Genomic DNA, 15,307 nt, shown 5'->3' with positions numbered 1-15,307 from the left:
CCGGTTCGCCGCAGCGACCGGAACAACGTCCCGCATTATTCGTCGCGGTAGACCTTTTCACGGCGCTCGTGACGTTCCTGTGCCTCGATGGACAGGGTCGCTATCGGGCGGGCGTCCAGACGCTTGAGGCCGATTGGCTCGCCCGTTTCCTCACAGTAACCGTAGGTGCCGTCATCGATCCGCTGAAGGGCGGCATCGATTTTGGAAATCAGCTTGCGCTGGCGGTCTCGGGCGCGAAGCTCGATCGCCCGGTCTGTTTCGGAAGAGGCCCGGTCTGCTAGGTCGGGATGATTGGCGCTTTCTTCGGCGAGATGTCCAAGGGTCTCACGCGCTTCTCTCAGGATGTCATTTTTCCAGGCGACCAACTTCGCGCGGAAGTAGGCACGCTGGCTGGCATTCATGAACTCGTCGTCTTCCGAGAGTACATATTTGCTAAGATCGATCTTCTCACTCAACGCGATTCTCCTCGAAGAACATCTCAATGCGGCGGTGTATACTCCAATGATATAGGCCGGTTCAAGTCTACAGATCGGTTTTCGGGCATTTTTAAAACTGACACAAAAATCATCTAAATGACTAATTTTTATCCTTTATTGGCGTAGGCACGATCTGTTCTTCGATCACTTCAATGCGACTTGCCAACAGGAAAGAGGACTTGCGGTGCAGCGATCCTATCCTGTAGCATTCCAGGCGTGGCTTAAACGTGTCGCGATCTTTCAGATTCGCGCCGCACGCTTTAAGCTTTTGTTTCGTCGCATGTCCTCGTCGCAAAACCGCTGCACACTTCGGCGCGACATGCTTTAGAGTTTCGAACGCCGGTCCGTGCCCTTGACAGATTCTCCCCCGAAGCGAGTTTATCTTCTGCGCCATGCCAAGGCCGCCTGGGCGGCGCCGGGAGAGCGCGATTTCGACCGAGGATTGAACGAGGCTGGTTTTGCCGAGGCGGAGATCATCGCCGATCTTGCCGCAGACCGGCACTACCGCCCCGACATGCTTTTATCCTCCACGGCAGCACGCTGCCGGCAGACCACGCAAGCCTGGCAACGAGCCTTCAACGAGGGCATCGACATCGCCTATGTCGACGAGATGTACAATGCGCGCAGCGAAACCTATCTCTCCCTCATCGACGCACAAACGGATGTGGGGTCGGTAATGCTGGTCGGGCACAATCCCACCATGGAGGCGACGCTGGAGGCGATGATCGGCGAAGACTTGCTGCACGCCGCGCTGCCTTCCGGTTTTCCGACATCGGGGCTTGCCGTGCTTGACCGTGACGACAGCGCCGGCAATGGCAAGAATCACTGGCGGCTCGTCGATTTCCTCTCACCCGGCAAGTAGCGACTGTAGCGGGCAACTGGCAGGCTGCTGAAAGCGATGTCGTTGAAAATCCGCCGCCGCGCTTCTTTTTTGGGCAGCTGCGCCGTCCTATATTGCAATCGTGATCGTGAAACACAGCCGGGAAATTGCCATTGCCGCCTTCTCTTACGTCCCTGACGGACAGTGCGCTCATCGCGTTCGATAATCTTGCTGACCGCGCGAGCAGCCTCACCCATCCGACATTGCGGCTTGGCGTCACCGGCCTTTCGCGGGCGGGCAAGACGGTTTTCATTTCCTCCCTCGTCCACAATCTCCTGAATGGCGGCCGTCTGCCAATGTTCGAGGCCATGCGGTCCGGGCGCGTCTCGAATGTGCGTCTGGAGCCGCAGCCGGACGACGCCATTCCCCGTTTCCAATATGAGGATCATATTCAGGCGTTGGTGCGCGACAGGCTCTGGCCGGATTCGACACGCGCGATCTCGGAACTCAGGATCACGCTCGATTACCAGAGCGCCAGCGGCTGGGGACGATGGTTTTCCGCAGGCAAGCTTTCCATCGATATCGTCGACTATCCCGGCGAATGGCTGCTCGACCTGCCGCTTCTGTCGCAGGACTACAAACAGTTCAGCGACAACACCGCCGCGCTGGCTGAAAACGGTATTCGCGCCGAGCTGGCGCGCGAATGGCTGGCCATCGCCGCCTCGCTCGATATCAACGCGCCCGCCGATGAAATGACGGCGCGCCGCCTCGCCGAAAGTTTTGCCGCCTACCTCAAGGCCTGCAAATCCGACGAGCGTTCCCTGTCCACGCTGCCGCCGGGCCGTCTGCTGATGCCGGGCGATCTGGAAGGATCACCGGCGCTGACCTTCGCACCGCTGCCGGGCCTGACAGATGAGAAAGCGCCGAAGGGATCGCTGCGCGCCATGATGGAACGGCGCTACGACGCCTACAAGTCGATCGTGGTCAAACCCTTCTTCCGCGAGCATTTCGCCCGTCTCGACCGGCAGATCGTGCTGATCGATACGCTTCAGGCGGTCAATCGCGGCCCGGAGGCGGTGCAGGATCTGGAGCGGGCGCTGGGCGACGTTCTCGCCTGTTTCCGCCCCGGCACCAACAGCCTGCTGTCGTCGCTCATCGGCCGCCGCATCGACAAGGTGCTGATCGCCGCCACCAAGGCCGACCACCTGCACCACGAAAGCCATGACCGGCTGGAGCGGCTGACGCGCCGTCTGGTGGATCGTGCCATTACCACCATCGGCATGAATGGCGCGGGCATTGAGGTCATGGCGCTGGCTTCCGTGCGCGCCACACGGGAAGCGACCGCGCGGCAGGACGGTCACGACCTTCCGGTCATCGTCGGCACGCCGATGGCCGGTGAGACCATCAATGGCGAGACCTTCGACGGCAACCGCAAGACGGCGATCTTTCCCGGCGACCTGCCGGAAGATCCAGAGCCGCTTTTCCTCGGCATTGACAGGGATGGCGACAAGGCAACGTTGCCCGATGTCAACGTCGTGCGTTTCCGCCCGCCGGATATCGACGAGCCGGGCAGCGGCGGCATCCGGCTTTCCGTTCCCCACATAAGGCTCGACCGCGCCATGCAGTTCCTGTTTGGAGACAAGCTCGCATGAAGGTTCCCACACCAAACGATCCGCAGACACGCCGACCGGCGGCTTTCACGCTCGAGACCGAAGAGACGGCACGGGCCTCCGCCGCGCAGAAACGCGCGCCACGCAGCTTCGACGCCGAGATTTCACTGACGCCTGACGAGGAAGACCCGTTTCTGGCGCCGGAAGCAATCGATGCTGCCGCGTTGCCGGTGGCGACACCAAAAAAGGGCCGCTTCTCCTTCGGCAAGGTCGCGCTCGGGGCGATTGGCGTGCTGTTTTCGCTCGCCTTCGGCCTTTGGGCGGATCAGCTCATCCGCAACCTCTTTTCCCGCTCCGACTGGCTGGGTTACACGGCGAGCATCGCCCTCGTCGTGGCGCTTGTTGCCGTCCTCGTTCTCGTTGGACGGGAAGTCTTCGGCATCATGCGGCTCAACGCCGTGCAATCCCTAAAGGCCGATGCGGAGACGGCGAGCCTCGACAAGAGCCCTAAACCCGCGCGCGCCATCATTGCCCGCCTCAATGCCGTTCTTTCCCACCGCGCCGAAACCGCGAAGGGGCGCGCTGCGCTGAAGGAAACCGAAAACGACGTAATCGACGGCCCGCATCTGATCGAGCTTGCCGAGCGCGAATTGCTGGTGCCGCTTGACCGGCAGGCGCGGGCGCTGATCCTCAATTCCTCCAAGCGCGTCTCCGTCGTCACCGCCGTCAGCCCGCGCGCGGTGGTCGATCTCGCCTATGTCTTGTTCGAGGTGACGAGGCTGGTCAGGGCCATGGCGGAACTTTATGGCGGCCGCCCCGGCACGCTCGGCATGCTGCGGCTGTTGCGGGACGTCGTCGCCCATCTCGCCGTCACGGGGTCGATCGCCGTCGGTGACGGGCTTGCCCAGCAGGTGCTCGGCCACGGGCTCGCCTCGAAACTCTCCGCGCGTCTGGGCGAAGGCGTCATCAACGGCCTGATGACGGCGCGAATCGGTATCGCAGCGATGGATCTGTGCCGTCCGCTGCCGTTCAAGGCGGTGAAGCGACCGGGGATCGGCGACTTCATGTCCGACCTGACGCCCGATCTGGGTGGCGGAAAAACCGGTGGAAAGGCCTGATCCACCGGGCATATGCGGATCAAAAGGTTACGGACGAAGCCGCAAATTGGGGCGAAATAAACCAAGCATTAACCATTCCGCCGGTAGATTAGCACTCATCGAACAGGCTTCTTCGCCGGGGAAAGTATCATGTATTCGCGCTTCTTTTCGCTTGTGGGCGGACTTGCCGCCATATTGTCCGTCAGTGGCGGCTTCGGCATGTCTGACGTCCATGCCGCATCGCGCGATCGCGACGACGTGTTTTTCCGCTCCGTTGCCGGAAGCTGGAAAGGCCCGGGCGAAATCGTCGCCGGCAAATACAAGGGCACAAAATTCACCTGCGACCTGACGGGCGAGCCGCTCGCAGACAAGCAGACCGGTATCAAGCTCGGCGGCACCTGCCGCGTCGGCGTCTTCAGCCAGCCCATGTCCGCCGTCATCAGCCAGAAGGGCAGCAGCTACGAGGGCAAGTTCCTTGACGGCGCCGAAGGCAAGGGACTGGATATCATTTCCGGGCAGGTCAGCGGCGACAAGGTCGTTGTCGGCATCAATCGCTCCAAGCTCAACGGCGCCATGGTTGCCCGTGTCTCGAACGACAATTCGATGAACATCACCATTTCCGTCAAGGTCGCCGACCAGATGATCCCGGTGATCGGCATGACGCTGGCGCGCGACATCGACCAGATGGCCGTCGGTTCGATCAAGCCGTAAGAGCTACGGACTTCTCACCCATCACCGAGCGGGAGTGTCCACCACTCCCGTTTTTCGTTTGCGCTGACGATGCCGGTTTTATCCGCCTTCTGAAGCCACTCGCCTACAGACTTGCCCCTGATTTGAAGATCCGGCGCAATGTCGGCGAGCGGCATGAGCACGAAAGCGCGCTCCGTCATGCGCGGATGCGGCACTTCGATGCTTTCCGTTACGAGAACATCATCACCATAGGTCAGCACGTCGATATCGATGGTGCGGGGTCCCCAGCGTTCCGTCCTCACCCGCTTCATACCCTTTTCGATGTCGAGGCATAATTGCAGCAGCGCGGGTGCTGTGAGCGAAGTTTCGACCAGCGCGCAGCAATTGAAGAAATCCGCCTGATCCGTCTTGCCCCAGGGCGGCGTGCGGTAAAGCCCGGAGACGGCCAGCACACGGCAATCCTCATGCGCATCCAATTCGCGCAGGGCTCTGGCCATCGCGGCGGCCGGATCGCCGATATTGCCGCCCAGACCCAATGCGGCGACTTTCATCCTGTCAGGCACGGTGTTCAACACTCACCTGCGCATAATCGAGAATACCGGGAACGGGTGCGGAAGGTTTGCGCACCGTGATCCGCAGCCAGACGATCTGCGGATAGCGTGCACGCAGAGCCTTGCAGATATCGTTCGCCAAAGCTTCGATCAGGTAACGGCGCTGGCCGACGACGATCTTTTCGATGACGGCGAAAGCGACGCCATAATCGACGGTATTTTCGATATCGTCGGTTTCCAGAGCGTTACCCGCTTCAACTTCCATCTCGGCATCGACGAAAAAGCGCTGGCCCAGCACCTCCTCCTGCTCGAGAAGACCATGACGGGCGAAAAAAGAACAGTTTTTCAGAATGATGGTATAGCGGCTCATCGCATCGCCTCCATGGCGGGGGTGTTTCGCCAAAACGCCGTGCCTTTTTCGGCGTGCGGCGTTCCGGCACTTGTTGATCTATGCATCGGGCCTTGCCGACGCTTTGGCAAGAACCGCATCGGCGATTGCCAGCGTATCGCGTGTCGCGGCGACATTATGGACGCGAAAAATCGCGGCACCCGCCAGCCTGAGGATCACTGTCGTCGCTGCTGTTCCGATATCGCGTTCCTCGGCCGCATCCCTGTCCGTCAGCGACCCGATGAAACGCTTGCGCGACGTACCGGCCAGAACCGGCAGGCCGAAAGCGGCAAGTTCACCGAAGCGCGCCATCAGCTCGACATTTTCACGCTCATCCTTGGCAAAACCGAAACCCGGATCGAGCACGATGGCGTCACGGGCAATGCCCGCATCCTCGGCGATATCAAGCGAGTGATTGAGGAATTCGAACTGATCCTCGATGACATCAGCACGCTTTTGCCTGTCGCGACCGGTATGCATGATGCAGACGCCCGCGCGCGCAGCCGCGATCACGCCGGCCATCTCCCCATCCTTCTGCAGGCCGAAGACATCGTTGACGATGTGCGCGCCCGCCGCGATCGCCAGCCTCGCCGTCGATGCGCGGTAGGTATCGACGGAAATCAGAACGTCCGTCTCGCGGCGAAGCCTCTCGATGACCGGCAGTACCCGGTCCTGTTCCTCGCCCTGCGTCACCCCGGCCGCGCCAGGGCGGGTGGATTCGCCGCCGATATCGATGATATCCGCGCCCTCCTCCACGCAGGTCAGCGCATGGGAAAAAGCCGCATCGACGGCGAGATAACGGCCGCCATCCGAAAAGGAATCGGGCGTCGCATTGACGATGGCCATAATACGGCCACGTCCATCAAGTTTCAGGGAGCGACCATGGGCCGCTTGCCACACATTGCTGCCGGCTGTTATCACGTAACACGCGCCTTTCGGGAATATACGGAGTGTTATGCCAATTCTTATAAGTTCCGCTCCGCCTATGCAGCAAACGTTTTTCAAGTTCAACCGGAAGGCCGGGTCATGACCATATCATCACGTGCTCTTTGCGCCGTTTTCGCTGGCGCAGTGGTCCTTTCCATGCCCGGATCAGCTTTTTCCGAAACCATCGTGCGCAAGACCTATTCCTATTTTTCGATCAGCGGCAAAACCGCCGCCGACCTCGACAGGCAGCTTTCCAAGCACGGTCCGCTGACGCGCAACACCGGCGCGCGCCATCCAGGGGCCACCGAGATCAAATTCGGCGGCGAACTCACCTATGTCGAAAAAAACGGCCTGTGCAGCGTCGGAACCACCAAGGTGGTGCTGAACACCCGCATCCTCCTGCCGCAATGGAAAAACCGTCGCCGCACTACGGCGGAACTGGCCTTCATCTGGGATACGCTGCTGGCCGATATCAAGCGCCACGAGGAACGGCACGCGGAAATCGCCCGTACCCATGCCCGCTCGCTCGAAAGGCAATTGACGGCGCTTCGCCCGCAAAAAAACTGCGAAACGCTGCAGGAAATGGTCGGCAAGATCACCCAGACCGTCATGGACGAGCATGACAGGGATCAGTTGCGTTTCGATGTGGTGGAATCGAGAAATTTCGATGCGCGCATGACCCGGCTTTTGAAGAACCGGATCGAACAGGGCCAGCACCGGCGCTGAGCCGCATTTTTCCCGTAGACGCATTGCGCAACGCGAACATGACGTTACGGCATGTCCGATATCACCCGTGACTTCTCGCCATGGTGCCATCGACGAGACTCATTGTAGCTTGTTCGTACGGTTTGGAACGGTGGGGACCCGCAGCGGGTCCGGCGTTCGAAACCGCCTCCGGTTCTCCCGGTGCGCACTTGAGGGCTCGCAGGTGTTTCCTCCCTCGCCTGCATGCTGCGTACCCGCCTCGCCCCGCTCCCCGCTAACAGGTGAGCGGGGCTTTTTCTGTGGCGTGCAATGCGGAGTGTTATCAGCCCTGGCGTTCGGGAACGTGAACGACAAGACCGTCAAGCTCGTCCTTCATCTTGATCTGACAGGAAAGACGCGAGGTGGGACGCACTTCGAAGGCGAAATCCAGCATGTCCTCTTCCATCGGTTCGGGTCCACCGACACGTTCAGACCATGCGTCGTCCACATAGACATGACAGGTCGCACAGGCGCAGGCGCCGCCGCATTCCGCATCGATGCCGGGAATGGAGTTGCGCACGGCATTCTCCATGACGGTGGAACCGTTGCTCACATCGAGTTCATGGGGCGTGCCGTCAAAGGTAACGATGGTCAGTTTTGTCATGCCGGAATCCAAAATAGTGATCTAAGAACTGTTCTAAACACATAGAAAGGCCGGTTCGGCTTGGCAACCCGCTTCAAGGCCGCCAGGCGCAACCGGCCCCGCAAAATGGTAAATTTGATGGGATCCGTCTTAGCGGCAGAGCTTGAGGATGAAGTTTTCCGCTTCGACAATGGCCGCAGCGAGCCTGGCGATGGCCGCGCTGTCGTTGCCCTTGTCCTCTACCGTTGCCGCAGCCGTCGACACGGCAGACGCGCCGATGGCTTGCGCTGCGCCCTTCAGACGGTGGGCGGTTGCCCTCACGGTCTTGTCGTCAGCACCGGCCATTTCATGCAGGGCAGCACGGGCGTTACGACTGAAGAGTTGCAGAACCTCGATTTCCAGTTCCTTGTCGCCCATCGTCTGCCGGGCGAGATGATCGAAATCGATAGGCCTTGTACCGGCGGCCGGCGCACCACCACAATTATCCGGAGCCTCGAAAGCAATACTGACCGCTGCCATTTCTGAAATTCCTTTGTCTCGCCGTTTCCTGTTTCGTGTCACATCTGTGTCGTATTTACGCATTGAAGACGGTGCTATCGGCTTAAATTACGGCGTGACGCGGGCGAAAATCTTCTGCTATGGTTAATTTATGTTAAACTTATACGAAACAAGGCGTTCAGCGCGAAACTCAGGTTTAAAAACTGTTAAAAAGCCGACACTTCGCTACCGTCGCAAACCCGCATTAATTGTTTCGAACACCTAAATGTGTCACTACGGTACTGCCGTCCCGATAAGGCTTAAGCTCAAGCTTTGTTATTGCGGCACAGTGATGTAATTTCGCCCGAAAGCTGGATCACCAGCATTCGGGATTTGGTAAATGGCGGAATTGTTCTCCTTCACGGGAATAATTTTCCGCCGGCATGATGGCGGCAGTCCGCTTGCGCGTCGCAAGTGGTCGAACGGCATGAAGCCGGGCGTATGTGTAACGAGGCGTAACCGCATGGCGAATAACAAGATCAGCGACTCTGTCGACGAGACCGCATTTCAGGCGTTGGAAGACGCCTTGCAGCTCGGCGCTTTCGAAGACAAGCCGGAATCGCGGAAAACCACAGCGCCAAAGCCGCCGGAGGCCAGATTGAAGGAAGTCAGACAGACCCCTGCTCCCGAGGCCGCGCGTGCGCCTGCCGAACAGGCACCCAAATCGCCCAATCTCGAGGCGGCCAATGACGGCTCCAAGCGCAGCCCGGCCATGATCCTGAAATCGCTCGAAGGCAGCTCCATCGCCGGCGCACTCAGAAACGCGACGATCATGTCGGTGATCTGGGCGTTTGGCGGTCTTGGCGTCGCGCACCTTATCTATGGCAATGCGCTGTGGAACATCGGCTCGCTTGCCGACCTCACCGCAATCCCCGGCCTGATGGCGATCGTCGTCGGCATCGTCGTTCCAGTCATGCTGTTCTTCGCCTTCGCGATCATGATGGCGCGTGCCCGTGACCTGCGCAACGCCGCCCGGTCCATGGCCGAAGTCGCCCTTCGTCTTGCAGAGCCCGAAACCATCGCGTCCGACCGGATCATGTCCGTCGGCCAGGCGGTTCGCCGCGAAGTTTCGGCCATGAACGACGGCATCGAGCGCACCATCGCGCGAGCGACGGAACTCGAAACCCTCGTCCATTCGGAAGTCAACGCGCTTGAGCGCAGCTATGCCGACAACGAAACGCGCGTGCGCAGCCTCGTGCAGGAACTGTCCGCCGAGCGCGACGCCATCGTCAACCATGCGGAGCGCATCCGCTCCTCGATCGTCGGCGCACAGGAACAGATCAAGGAAGAGCTTTCCATCGTCGGCGAAGAGCTGTCGATGCGGCTTGCCACCTCCGGCGAGGCTTTCGCCTCGATGATCGACACGCGCTCGGCCGCATTGCTGGAAAAATCGCGTGCTTCCACCGAAGCCATGGGCAGCCTGATCGCCGCCAAGACCGAAAACCTACTTCAGGCACTGAATTCCTCCGGCTCGACCCTGTCGAGCGAATTCGACATGCGCCTGCACAATCTCACCTCGACGCTGGACGAGCGCGGCGAAGTGCTGCTCGAACGGTTTGCCATCCATGCCTCGACGCTGGATAGCGGCGCGGAGAGCCTCAACAGCGCGCTGGAGGAACGTACCCGCCAGCTCAACGAAACGCTGTCCACGCGCACGCTTGAACTCAACCGCAATATAGATCGCGGTCAGCAGATCATCGGCGGTTCGCTCGATACCGTGCTCGACAAGCTTTCGACGACGCTTGAGGAAAAAGGCCTCTCCTTCCGCCAGAGCCTGCAAAGCACGGCGGACGATGCGATCATGGATCTCGATCTTCGCTCCGGCCTCTACGAGGAACGGTTGCAGGCGACGGTCGGCCAGGTCAACTCCGCTTTCGACGAACAGGTGGCGGAATTCGCCAGCGCCTTCGACCAGCGCGCAGGCAGCCTCGACAGCAAGCTGATGGAAAGCCTCGCCCGGATCAACGAAACCGTTGCCGGCGGCTCCGAAGCCCTCGACAGCCTGATGGCCAGCGGTCTGGAGCGGATCGGCACCACGATGACCGACCAGTCGCTTGCGCTCGCAACCGCGCTGGGCACCGGCCAGGAAATGCTCGAAAGCGCGCTTGATACCCGCACCCGCGCGTTCAGCGATGCGATCGGCCAGCGTACCGCTGAAATCACCGATGCCTTCGCCAGTTCGCATGAGAAGATCGACGGTGTGCTGGCGGAACGCAGCAATGCCCTGTTCGGCGCGCTTTCGGCCAGCCAGGACCGGTTCGACGAAGCGCTCGCCAGTCGTTCGCTGGCCATTACCGGCTCGGTTTCGGGTACGGCGGAACGCCTTGCCGCGATGCTCGACGAACGCGCAGCCGCGATCAACAGCGTCGTCGCCGATGTCGAGCGCCGCCTGTCGGAAACGCTCGAAACCCGGGCCGCCGCCATTACCGGCGCCGTTTCCGGCATCGAGGACCGCATTTCTGATACGCTGGAAAGCCGCACGGCCGCCCTGCATGACGTTGTGTCCGGTGCCGAAAACCGTATCGCCGAAACGCTGGATGGCCGCACGGCCGCTCTTTCCAGCGCGATTTCCGGTGTGGAGGAACGCATCGCCGACACGATGGATAGCCGCACCCTGTCGCTCGACATGACCTTCGCCAATGTCGAGGAAAGACTGTCCGAGACGCTCGACAACCGCACCTCCGCCCTTACCGGCATCGTCGCAAGCGCCGAAGAGAAGATCGCCGGCGCGCTCGACAGCCGCACGGCCACCTTCGGCGATGTGGTCGCCGTTGCCGAAACCCGTATCGCGGAAACGCTTGATGGCCGCACCGCAGCACTCAACGCCGTCGTCTCGGGTGCTGAAGAACGCATCGCAGATGCCCTCGACAGCCGCACCATGGCGCTCGACATGGCGTTTTCCGGTGCCGAGGAAAAAATCACCGAAGCGCTCGACACGCGCACCGCAGCCCTTGGCGAGCTGGTGGCCGGCGCCGAGACCCGTATTGCCGGCGCGCTCGACAGCCGCACGGACTCCCTCAGAAACGTCGTTTCCGGCGCGGAAGAGCGGATCACGGATGTGCTCGACAGCCGCACTCTGGCGCTCGATATGAGCTTCTCCGGTGTCGAGGAAAAGATCGCCGACATTCTCGACGGTCGCACCGCCGCCCTTCATACGGCCGTTTCCGGGGTTGAAGACCGCATCGCCGGTGCTCTGGACAGCCGCACCGCTGCCCTTTCCGGCATCGTCTCCGGTGCGGAAGAACGCATTGCCGATGCACTCGACAGCCGCACCATGGCGCTCGACATGACGATTTCGGGCGTTGAGGAACGGATCGCCGAGGCCATGGACGCCAGAACCGCCTCGCTTTCGCTTGCGGCGGCCGGCGTTGGACAACGACTGGAATCGACCGCCTTCACGCTTGAGAACGCGCTTGCCAGCGGCCATGAGCGGCTGGAAACCATGCTCGGTTCGCAGGCTGAGCGCATTGCCGGTTCGCTTGAGCGCAATAGCGGCCTGATCGAGCAGAGCGTTTCGGGTGCGGCCAACCGCATCGAAAGCGTCGTGGAAGATGGGAGCAGCCGCTTTGCGCAGACGGTGGAAGAAGGCGTTTCCCGTCTCGAAAGCAATCTCTCGCAATCGCATGAGGATATCCGCACCGCGCTCGATCAGCGCCAGGCGGATTTCGCAGCAACCCTGAGTTCGGCCACGACCCAGATGGGCGACATGCTCTCCGAACAGGCGATGATGATCGGCACCACCGTCGCATCCAGCGCCAGCATGCTCGAACTCTCGCTCGAAACCCAGCAGGAAACGCTGCAGAAGGCGATTGACGGCAGCGCGGCGACGCTGGAAGAGCGTCTTCGCAGCAGCGCCGGCGATATCGCCGTCAAAATCGGTGAAGCCGCCCGCGAAATCGGCGGTGCGACCGATGCGCTCTCCTCGCGGATCGAAACCTCTATCGGAAGCGTCACGGGCAGGCTCGACGAGACCGGCGCGCGCATCGAGACGTCGCTCGGTACGCTGCAAGAGCGCGTGTCGAGCGATCTCGGCAACGTCAATACCTCGATCGAGGATGCCGGCCGTCGCTTTGCCGATGCGCTGGAAGACAAAACGGCCGCCTTTGCCCGCACCAGCGACGATGCGGCTCAGCGCATCACCGGTATTCTGGACGAGCAGGCAACCCGCGTTGCCGACACGTTCGAAAGCCGTACCGGCCGTCTGGCGGAAACCTTCGATGCCGGCGCGGCCCGCATCGACGAACGCCTCGGCACCATGGACCGCGCGCTGACGATCGGCCTCGAAAACGTCAACCGCACCATCGAAGGCAAGGCGAGCGACCTCGTGGTCGGCCTGCGCGGCGCAGTCACCTCCGCCACCCAGAGCATCGACGAGGAAGCAGCTCGCTCCACCGCCCTGCTGGCGAAAACCGGGTCGGAATTCGCCGAACAGGTGCAGGCAAAGAACGAGGCATTCACCAAGGCCATCGAGGAACGTTCCGGCGAGATCGTCAACCGCATCTCGGATGCGCAGACACGTCTTTCCGGCCAGGCGGCCGCTGTCGCCCAGACCTTCTCCGAGGCGGGCAACATCATCGTCAACAAGGTCGCGGAAGCCGAAGCCGTCGTGCGTTCGCAGGTCGGCGTCATTTCCGAGACCCTGTCCGGTGTGGAATCCGCCCTCGATGCGCGTGGCGAATCCATTCGCTCGGCGCTGGACAACCGCACCCGCGAACTCAACTCGATGCTGGCCAGCCGTTCCGCTGAACTGTCGCGTCTGATCGAGGAGAAGGCGAAGCCGGTGGTCGACGAATACGCCATCATCGGCCGTGAAGCCGCCGAAAAGATCGTCTCCGCCGCCCAGCAGAGCGCCGAACTTCTGTCGCAGAGCAACAGCGGCATGGTCGGCATGGTGGAGCAGGCGATCAGCGACTACGCCACCGCCGGAACGGATGCGGCAAGCAAGCTTGTCGCGGCAACCCGCCAGAGCACGGACATGCTGTCTCAGACGCACACTGCGATGGCGGATGCCGTCGAAGAGGGTATCGACAAATACGCCCGTGCCGGCAGCGATGTGGCAAACAAGCTCGTCGCCGCCACCCGCCAGAGCACGGATATGCTGTCGCAGACCCATAACAGCATGGCCGAAATCGTCGAGCGGTCGGCAACCAACTTCAACTCCGCCGTCGAGCGCGCCGCACAGGAATTCGGCACGGCCGACGAGGCGCTGAACGTGTCTGCGACCCGCTTCTCCGAATCCGCCTCGCAGGCCGCCGACATGGTGTCCAGCTCCAGCCGTCTGCTCGAAGGAAAGATCGACCGTCTGTCGAATATTTCCGGCCAGACACTGGCGCAGGTTGCCGGCATCGTCGGACGCTTCGAGGAGCATTCCAAGGTGCTGAGCCAGGCGTCCGAATTGCTCAATGCGGCGCAATCGAGCCTTGTCGGCACGCTGGAGGAACGTCAGGACGCGCTTCGCAGCCTGTCCGTCGGCCTCGTCAAGCGCTCCGAGGAAATCGAAACTGCCATGCGCGGCGTCGTCAGTGTCGTGGAAACCACGCTCAACGATGCCGAGGAGCGGTCGCAGAACGTCGCGGGCAATCTGCGCGACAATCTGCAGGCATCCTTCACCGATATCGGCCGCTCGCTCGACGAGACCGAACAGCGTGCCCGTTCGGCGGCGCAGACCATGCGGGGCGCCCTGCTCTCCGCCGGTCAGGATGCCAGCCGCTCGATTGAAAGCACGCTCTCCGACGCGCAGAAATATTCCGACGAGCTGGTCAACCGCCTGCGCGGCGGCGTCGAGTCCTCGCTCTCGGAAGTCGACAACCTGCTCGGCAGCGCATCGGAAAAATCCAATGCCGCCGCAGCGAACCTCAAGGAAACGCTGCGTCAGGCCGTCGAAGACGCCGTCAGCCGCTTTGCCGGCGCGACGGACGAGATCCGCCGCTCCAGCCACGATATCCGCCGCGAGCTGGACGCGACCCGCGCGGAGCTGAAGCGCGGCGCGTTCGACCTGCCGGAAGAGGCCAAGGAAAGCGCTGCCGCCATGCGCCGCGCCGTTTCCGAGCAGATCAAGGCCTTGCAGGATATTTCCCAGCTTGTCGGTCGTTCATCCCATCAGATGGAAGTCTCCGAGCCTGTCGCCCGCGCCATTGCCGCGACCCAGCCAGCCGCAGAGCGTCGCGTCGAGACGCGTCCGCAGCCGGCAGCAGCCGCTCCGGTACCACCGCGCCCGGCACAGCCGCAGCCTGCACCTGCACCTGCCTTGCGCGGTACCTTGCCACTTGAGAACCGCCAGGTCGAAAACCGTCAAGTTGAAAACCGCCAGGCGCCCGCCCCGTCCCAGACGGCTGCGGCTCCCGCCGGACGCCGTGAAGAAGGCGGCGGCTGGATCAGCGATCTTCTGCGCGGCGCCTCGCGTGATGGCCAGGAAACGACCGCCGCTTCCACACCCCGCAGCGGTACCGAGCAACAGCCGACCCGCGCGGCCGACACACGCAATCCGCGTCATATGGTGGAATCGCTGAACTCGCTCTCCGTCGACATCGCTCGCGCCATCGACCATGATGCGTCGGTGGAACTGTGGCGCCGCTACCAGCGCGGCGAGCGCGACGTCTTCACCCGCCGCCTCTACACCCTGAAGGGCCAGACGACGTTTGACGAGATCAAGCGCAAATACGAGCGGGAAGCCGAATTCCGCACCGCCGTAGACCGCTACATCACCGATTTCGAAAAGCTGCTCGCCGATGTGGCGCGCACGGACCGCGACCGGACCGTCACGCAGTCTTACCTCACCTCCGATACCGGCAAGGTCTATACGATGCTTGCCCATGCGGCGGGTCGGTTCAACTGAACTTCGGTCTGAGTAGAAACAATAAAACCCCGGTCATGACCGGGGTTTT

General features: G+C 61.7%; 12 protein-coding genes. 6 read left to right on the top strand and 6 right to left on the bottom strand.

What is annotated here, in order from left to right; all coding sequences use genetic code 11:
* Window positions 1-35 precede the first annotated feature (35 nt).
* Window positions 36-455 (bottom strand): RNA polymerase-binding protein DksA, encoded by a 420-nt coding sequence (dksA, locus tag QSK43_RS11205; RefSeq protein WP_045018569.1) that lies wholly within the window; start codon window positions 453-455, stop codon window positions 36-38.
* Window positions 456-861: 406 nt separating this feature from the next.
* On the opposite strand from dksA, the gene QSK43_RS11200 reads away from it, so the two are divergent.
* The 4 genes from QSK43_RS11200 to QSK43_RS11185 all read left to right on the top strand — a co-directional run bounded on the left by QSK43_RS11200 (window position 862) and on the right by QSK43_RS11185 (window position 4,714).
* Window positions 862-1,338 (top strand): SixA phosphatase family protein, encoded by a 477-nt coding sequence (locus tag QSK43_RS11200; RefSeq protein WP_332303573.1) that lies wholly within the window; start codon window positions 862-864, stop codon window positions 1,336-1,338.
* Between the two features lie 131 nt (window positions 1,339-1,469).
* Window positions 1,470-2,948, top strand: coding sequence for a YcjX family protein (locus tag QSK43_RS11195; RefSeq protein ID WP_332303499.1), 1,479 nt, complete (start codon window positions 1,470-1,472; stop codon window positions 2,946-2,948).
* A complete protein-coding gene (locus QSK43_RS11190) occupies window positions 2,945-4,024 on the top strand; it encodes a YcjF family protein (RefSeq protein ID WP_332303498.1) in 1,080 nt (359 codons plus the stop codon). Before QSK43_RS11195 ends, QSK43_RS11190 begins: the two co-directional genes overlap by 4 nt.
* Window positions 4,025-4,153: 129 nt before the next feature.
* On the top strand, window positions 4,154-4,714 hold the full coding sequence (locus QSK43_RS11185; RefSeq protein ID WP_332303497.1) for a hypothetical protein: 561 nt from the start codon (window positions 4,154-4,156) through the stop codon (window positions 4,712-4,714).
* 14 nt (window positions 4,715-4,728) lie between these two features.
* On the opposite strand, the gene folK is transcribed toward QSK43_RS11185, so the two are convergent.
* From folK to folP, 3 genes are all read right to left on the bottom strand, one after another.
* Window positions 4,729-5,244, bottom strand: coding sequence for a 2-amino-4-hydroxy-6-hydroxymethyldihydropteridine diphosphokinase (folK, locus tag QSK43_RS11180; protein WP_332303572.1), 516 nt, complete (start codon window positions 5,242-5,244; stop codon window positions 4,729-4,731).
* Window positions 5,245-5,248: 4 nt separating this feature from the next.
* The gene (gene folB / locus QSK43_RS11175; RefSeq protein ID WP_332303496.1) at window positions 5,249-5,614 is read right to left on the bottom strand and encodes a dihydroneopterin aldolase; all 366 of its coding nucleotides are present in this window, start codon (window positions 5,612-5,614) and stop codon (window positions 5,249-5,251) included.
* 78 nt (window positions 5,615-5,692) lie between these two features.
* On the bottom strand, window positions 5,693-6,553 hold the full coding sequence (gene folP, locus QSK43_RS11170) for a dihydropteroate synthase (RefSeq protein WP_442967824.1): 861 nt from the start codon (window positions 6,551-6,553) through the stop codon (window positions 5,693-5,695).
* 105 nt (window positions 6,554-6,658) lie between these two features.
* Between folP and QSK43_RS11165 the strand changes: the two genes are divergently transcribed.
* The gene (locus tag QSK43_RS11165; RefSeq protein WP_332303495.1) at window positions 6,659-7,285 is read left to right on the top strand and encodes a DUF922 domain-containing Zn-dependent protease; all 627 of its coding nucleotides are present in this window, start codon (window positions 6,659-6,661) and stop codon (window positions 7,283-7,285) included.
* 301 nt (window positions 7,286-7,586) lie between these two features.
* Here QSK43_RS11165 and QSK43_RS11160 read toward each other — a convergent pair whose 3' ends face one another.
* Window positions 7,587-7,907: a 2Fe-2S iron-sulfur cluster-binding protein gene (locus QSK43_RS11160; RefSeq protein WP_332303494.1), complete on the bottom strand. Its 321-nt coding sequence runs from the start codon at window positions 7,905-7,907 to the stop codon at window positions 7,587-7,589.
* Window positions 7,908-8,036: 129 nt separating this feature from the next.
* Window positions 8,037-8,405, bottom strand: a complete 369-nt coding sequence (locus QSK43_RS11155) for an Hpt domain-containing protein (protein ID WP_332303493.1) — start codon at window positions 8,403-8,405, stop codon at window positions 8,037-8,039.
* A gap of 481 nt (window positions 8,406-8,886) precedes the next feature.
* Here QSK43_RS11155 and QSK43_RS11150 point away from each other — a divergent pair, with 481 nt between their 5' ends.
* Window positions 8,887-15,258: a hypothetical protein gene (locus QSK43_RS11150; RefSeq protein ID WP_332303570.1), complete on the top strand. Its 6,372-nt coding sequence runs from the start codon at window positions 8,887-8,889 to the stop codon at window positions 15,256-15,258.
* Window positions 15,259-15,307 lie beyond the last annotated feature (49 nt).

This window comes from Rhizobium sp. GR12 (genome assembly GCF_036596185.1).
Classification (GTDB): Bacteria; Pseudomonadota; Alphaproteobacteria; order Rhizobiales; family Rhizobiaceae; genus Agrobacterium; species Agrobacterium nepotum.
Note: the sequence above shows the minus strand (reverse complement) of the source record. Positions and strands in the feature narration are given on the sequence as shown.

Bases quoted from the DNA above. Each gene is read 5' to 3' on its own strand.
- QSK43_RS11185 (WP_332303497.1), top strand. From the start codon at position 4,154: ATGTATTCGCGCTTCTTTTCGCTTGTGGGCGGACTTGCCGCCATATTG.
- QSK43_RS11190 (WP_332303498.1), top strand. From the start codon at position 2,945: ATGAAGGTTCCCACACCAAACGATCCGCAGACACGCCGACCGGCGGCT.
- QSK43_RS11150 (WP_332303570.1), top strand. From the start codon at position 8,887: ATGGCGAATAACAAGATCAGCGACTCTGTCGACGAGACCGCATTTCAG.
- QSK43_RS11165 (WP_332303495.1), top strand. From the start codon at position 6,659: ATGACCATATCATCACGTGCTCTTTGCGCCGTTTTCGCTGGCGCAGTG.
- QSK43_RS11155 (WP_332303493.1), bottom strand. From the start codon at position 8,405: ATGGCAGCGGTCAGTATTGCTTTCGAGGCTCCGGATAATTGTGGTGGT.
- QSK43_RS11160 (WP_332303494.1), bottom strand. From the start codon at position 7,907: ATGACAAAACTGACCATCGTTACCTTTGACGGCACGCCCCATGAACTC.
- folK (WP_332303572.1), bottom strand. From the start codon at position 5,244: ATGAAAGTCGCCGCATTGGGTCTGGGCGGCAATATCGGCGATCCGGCC.
- folB (WP_332303496.1), bottom strand. From the start codon at position 5,614: ATGAGCCGCTATACCATCATTCTGAAAAACTGTTCTTTTTTCGCCCGT.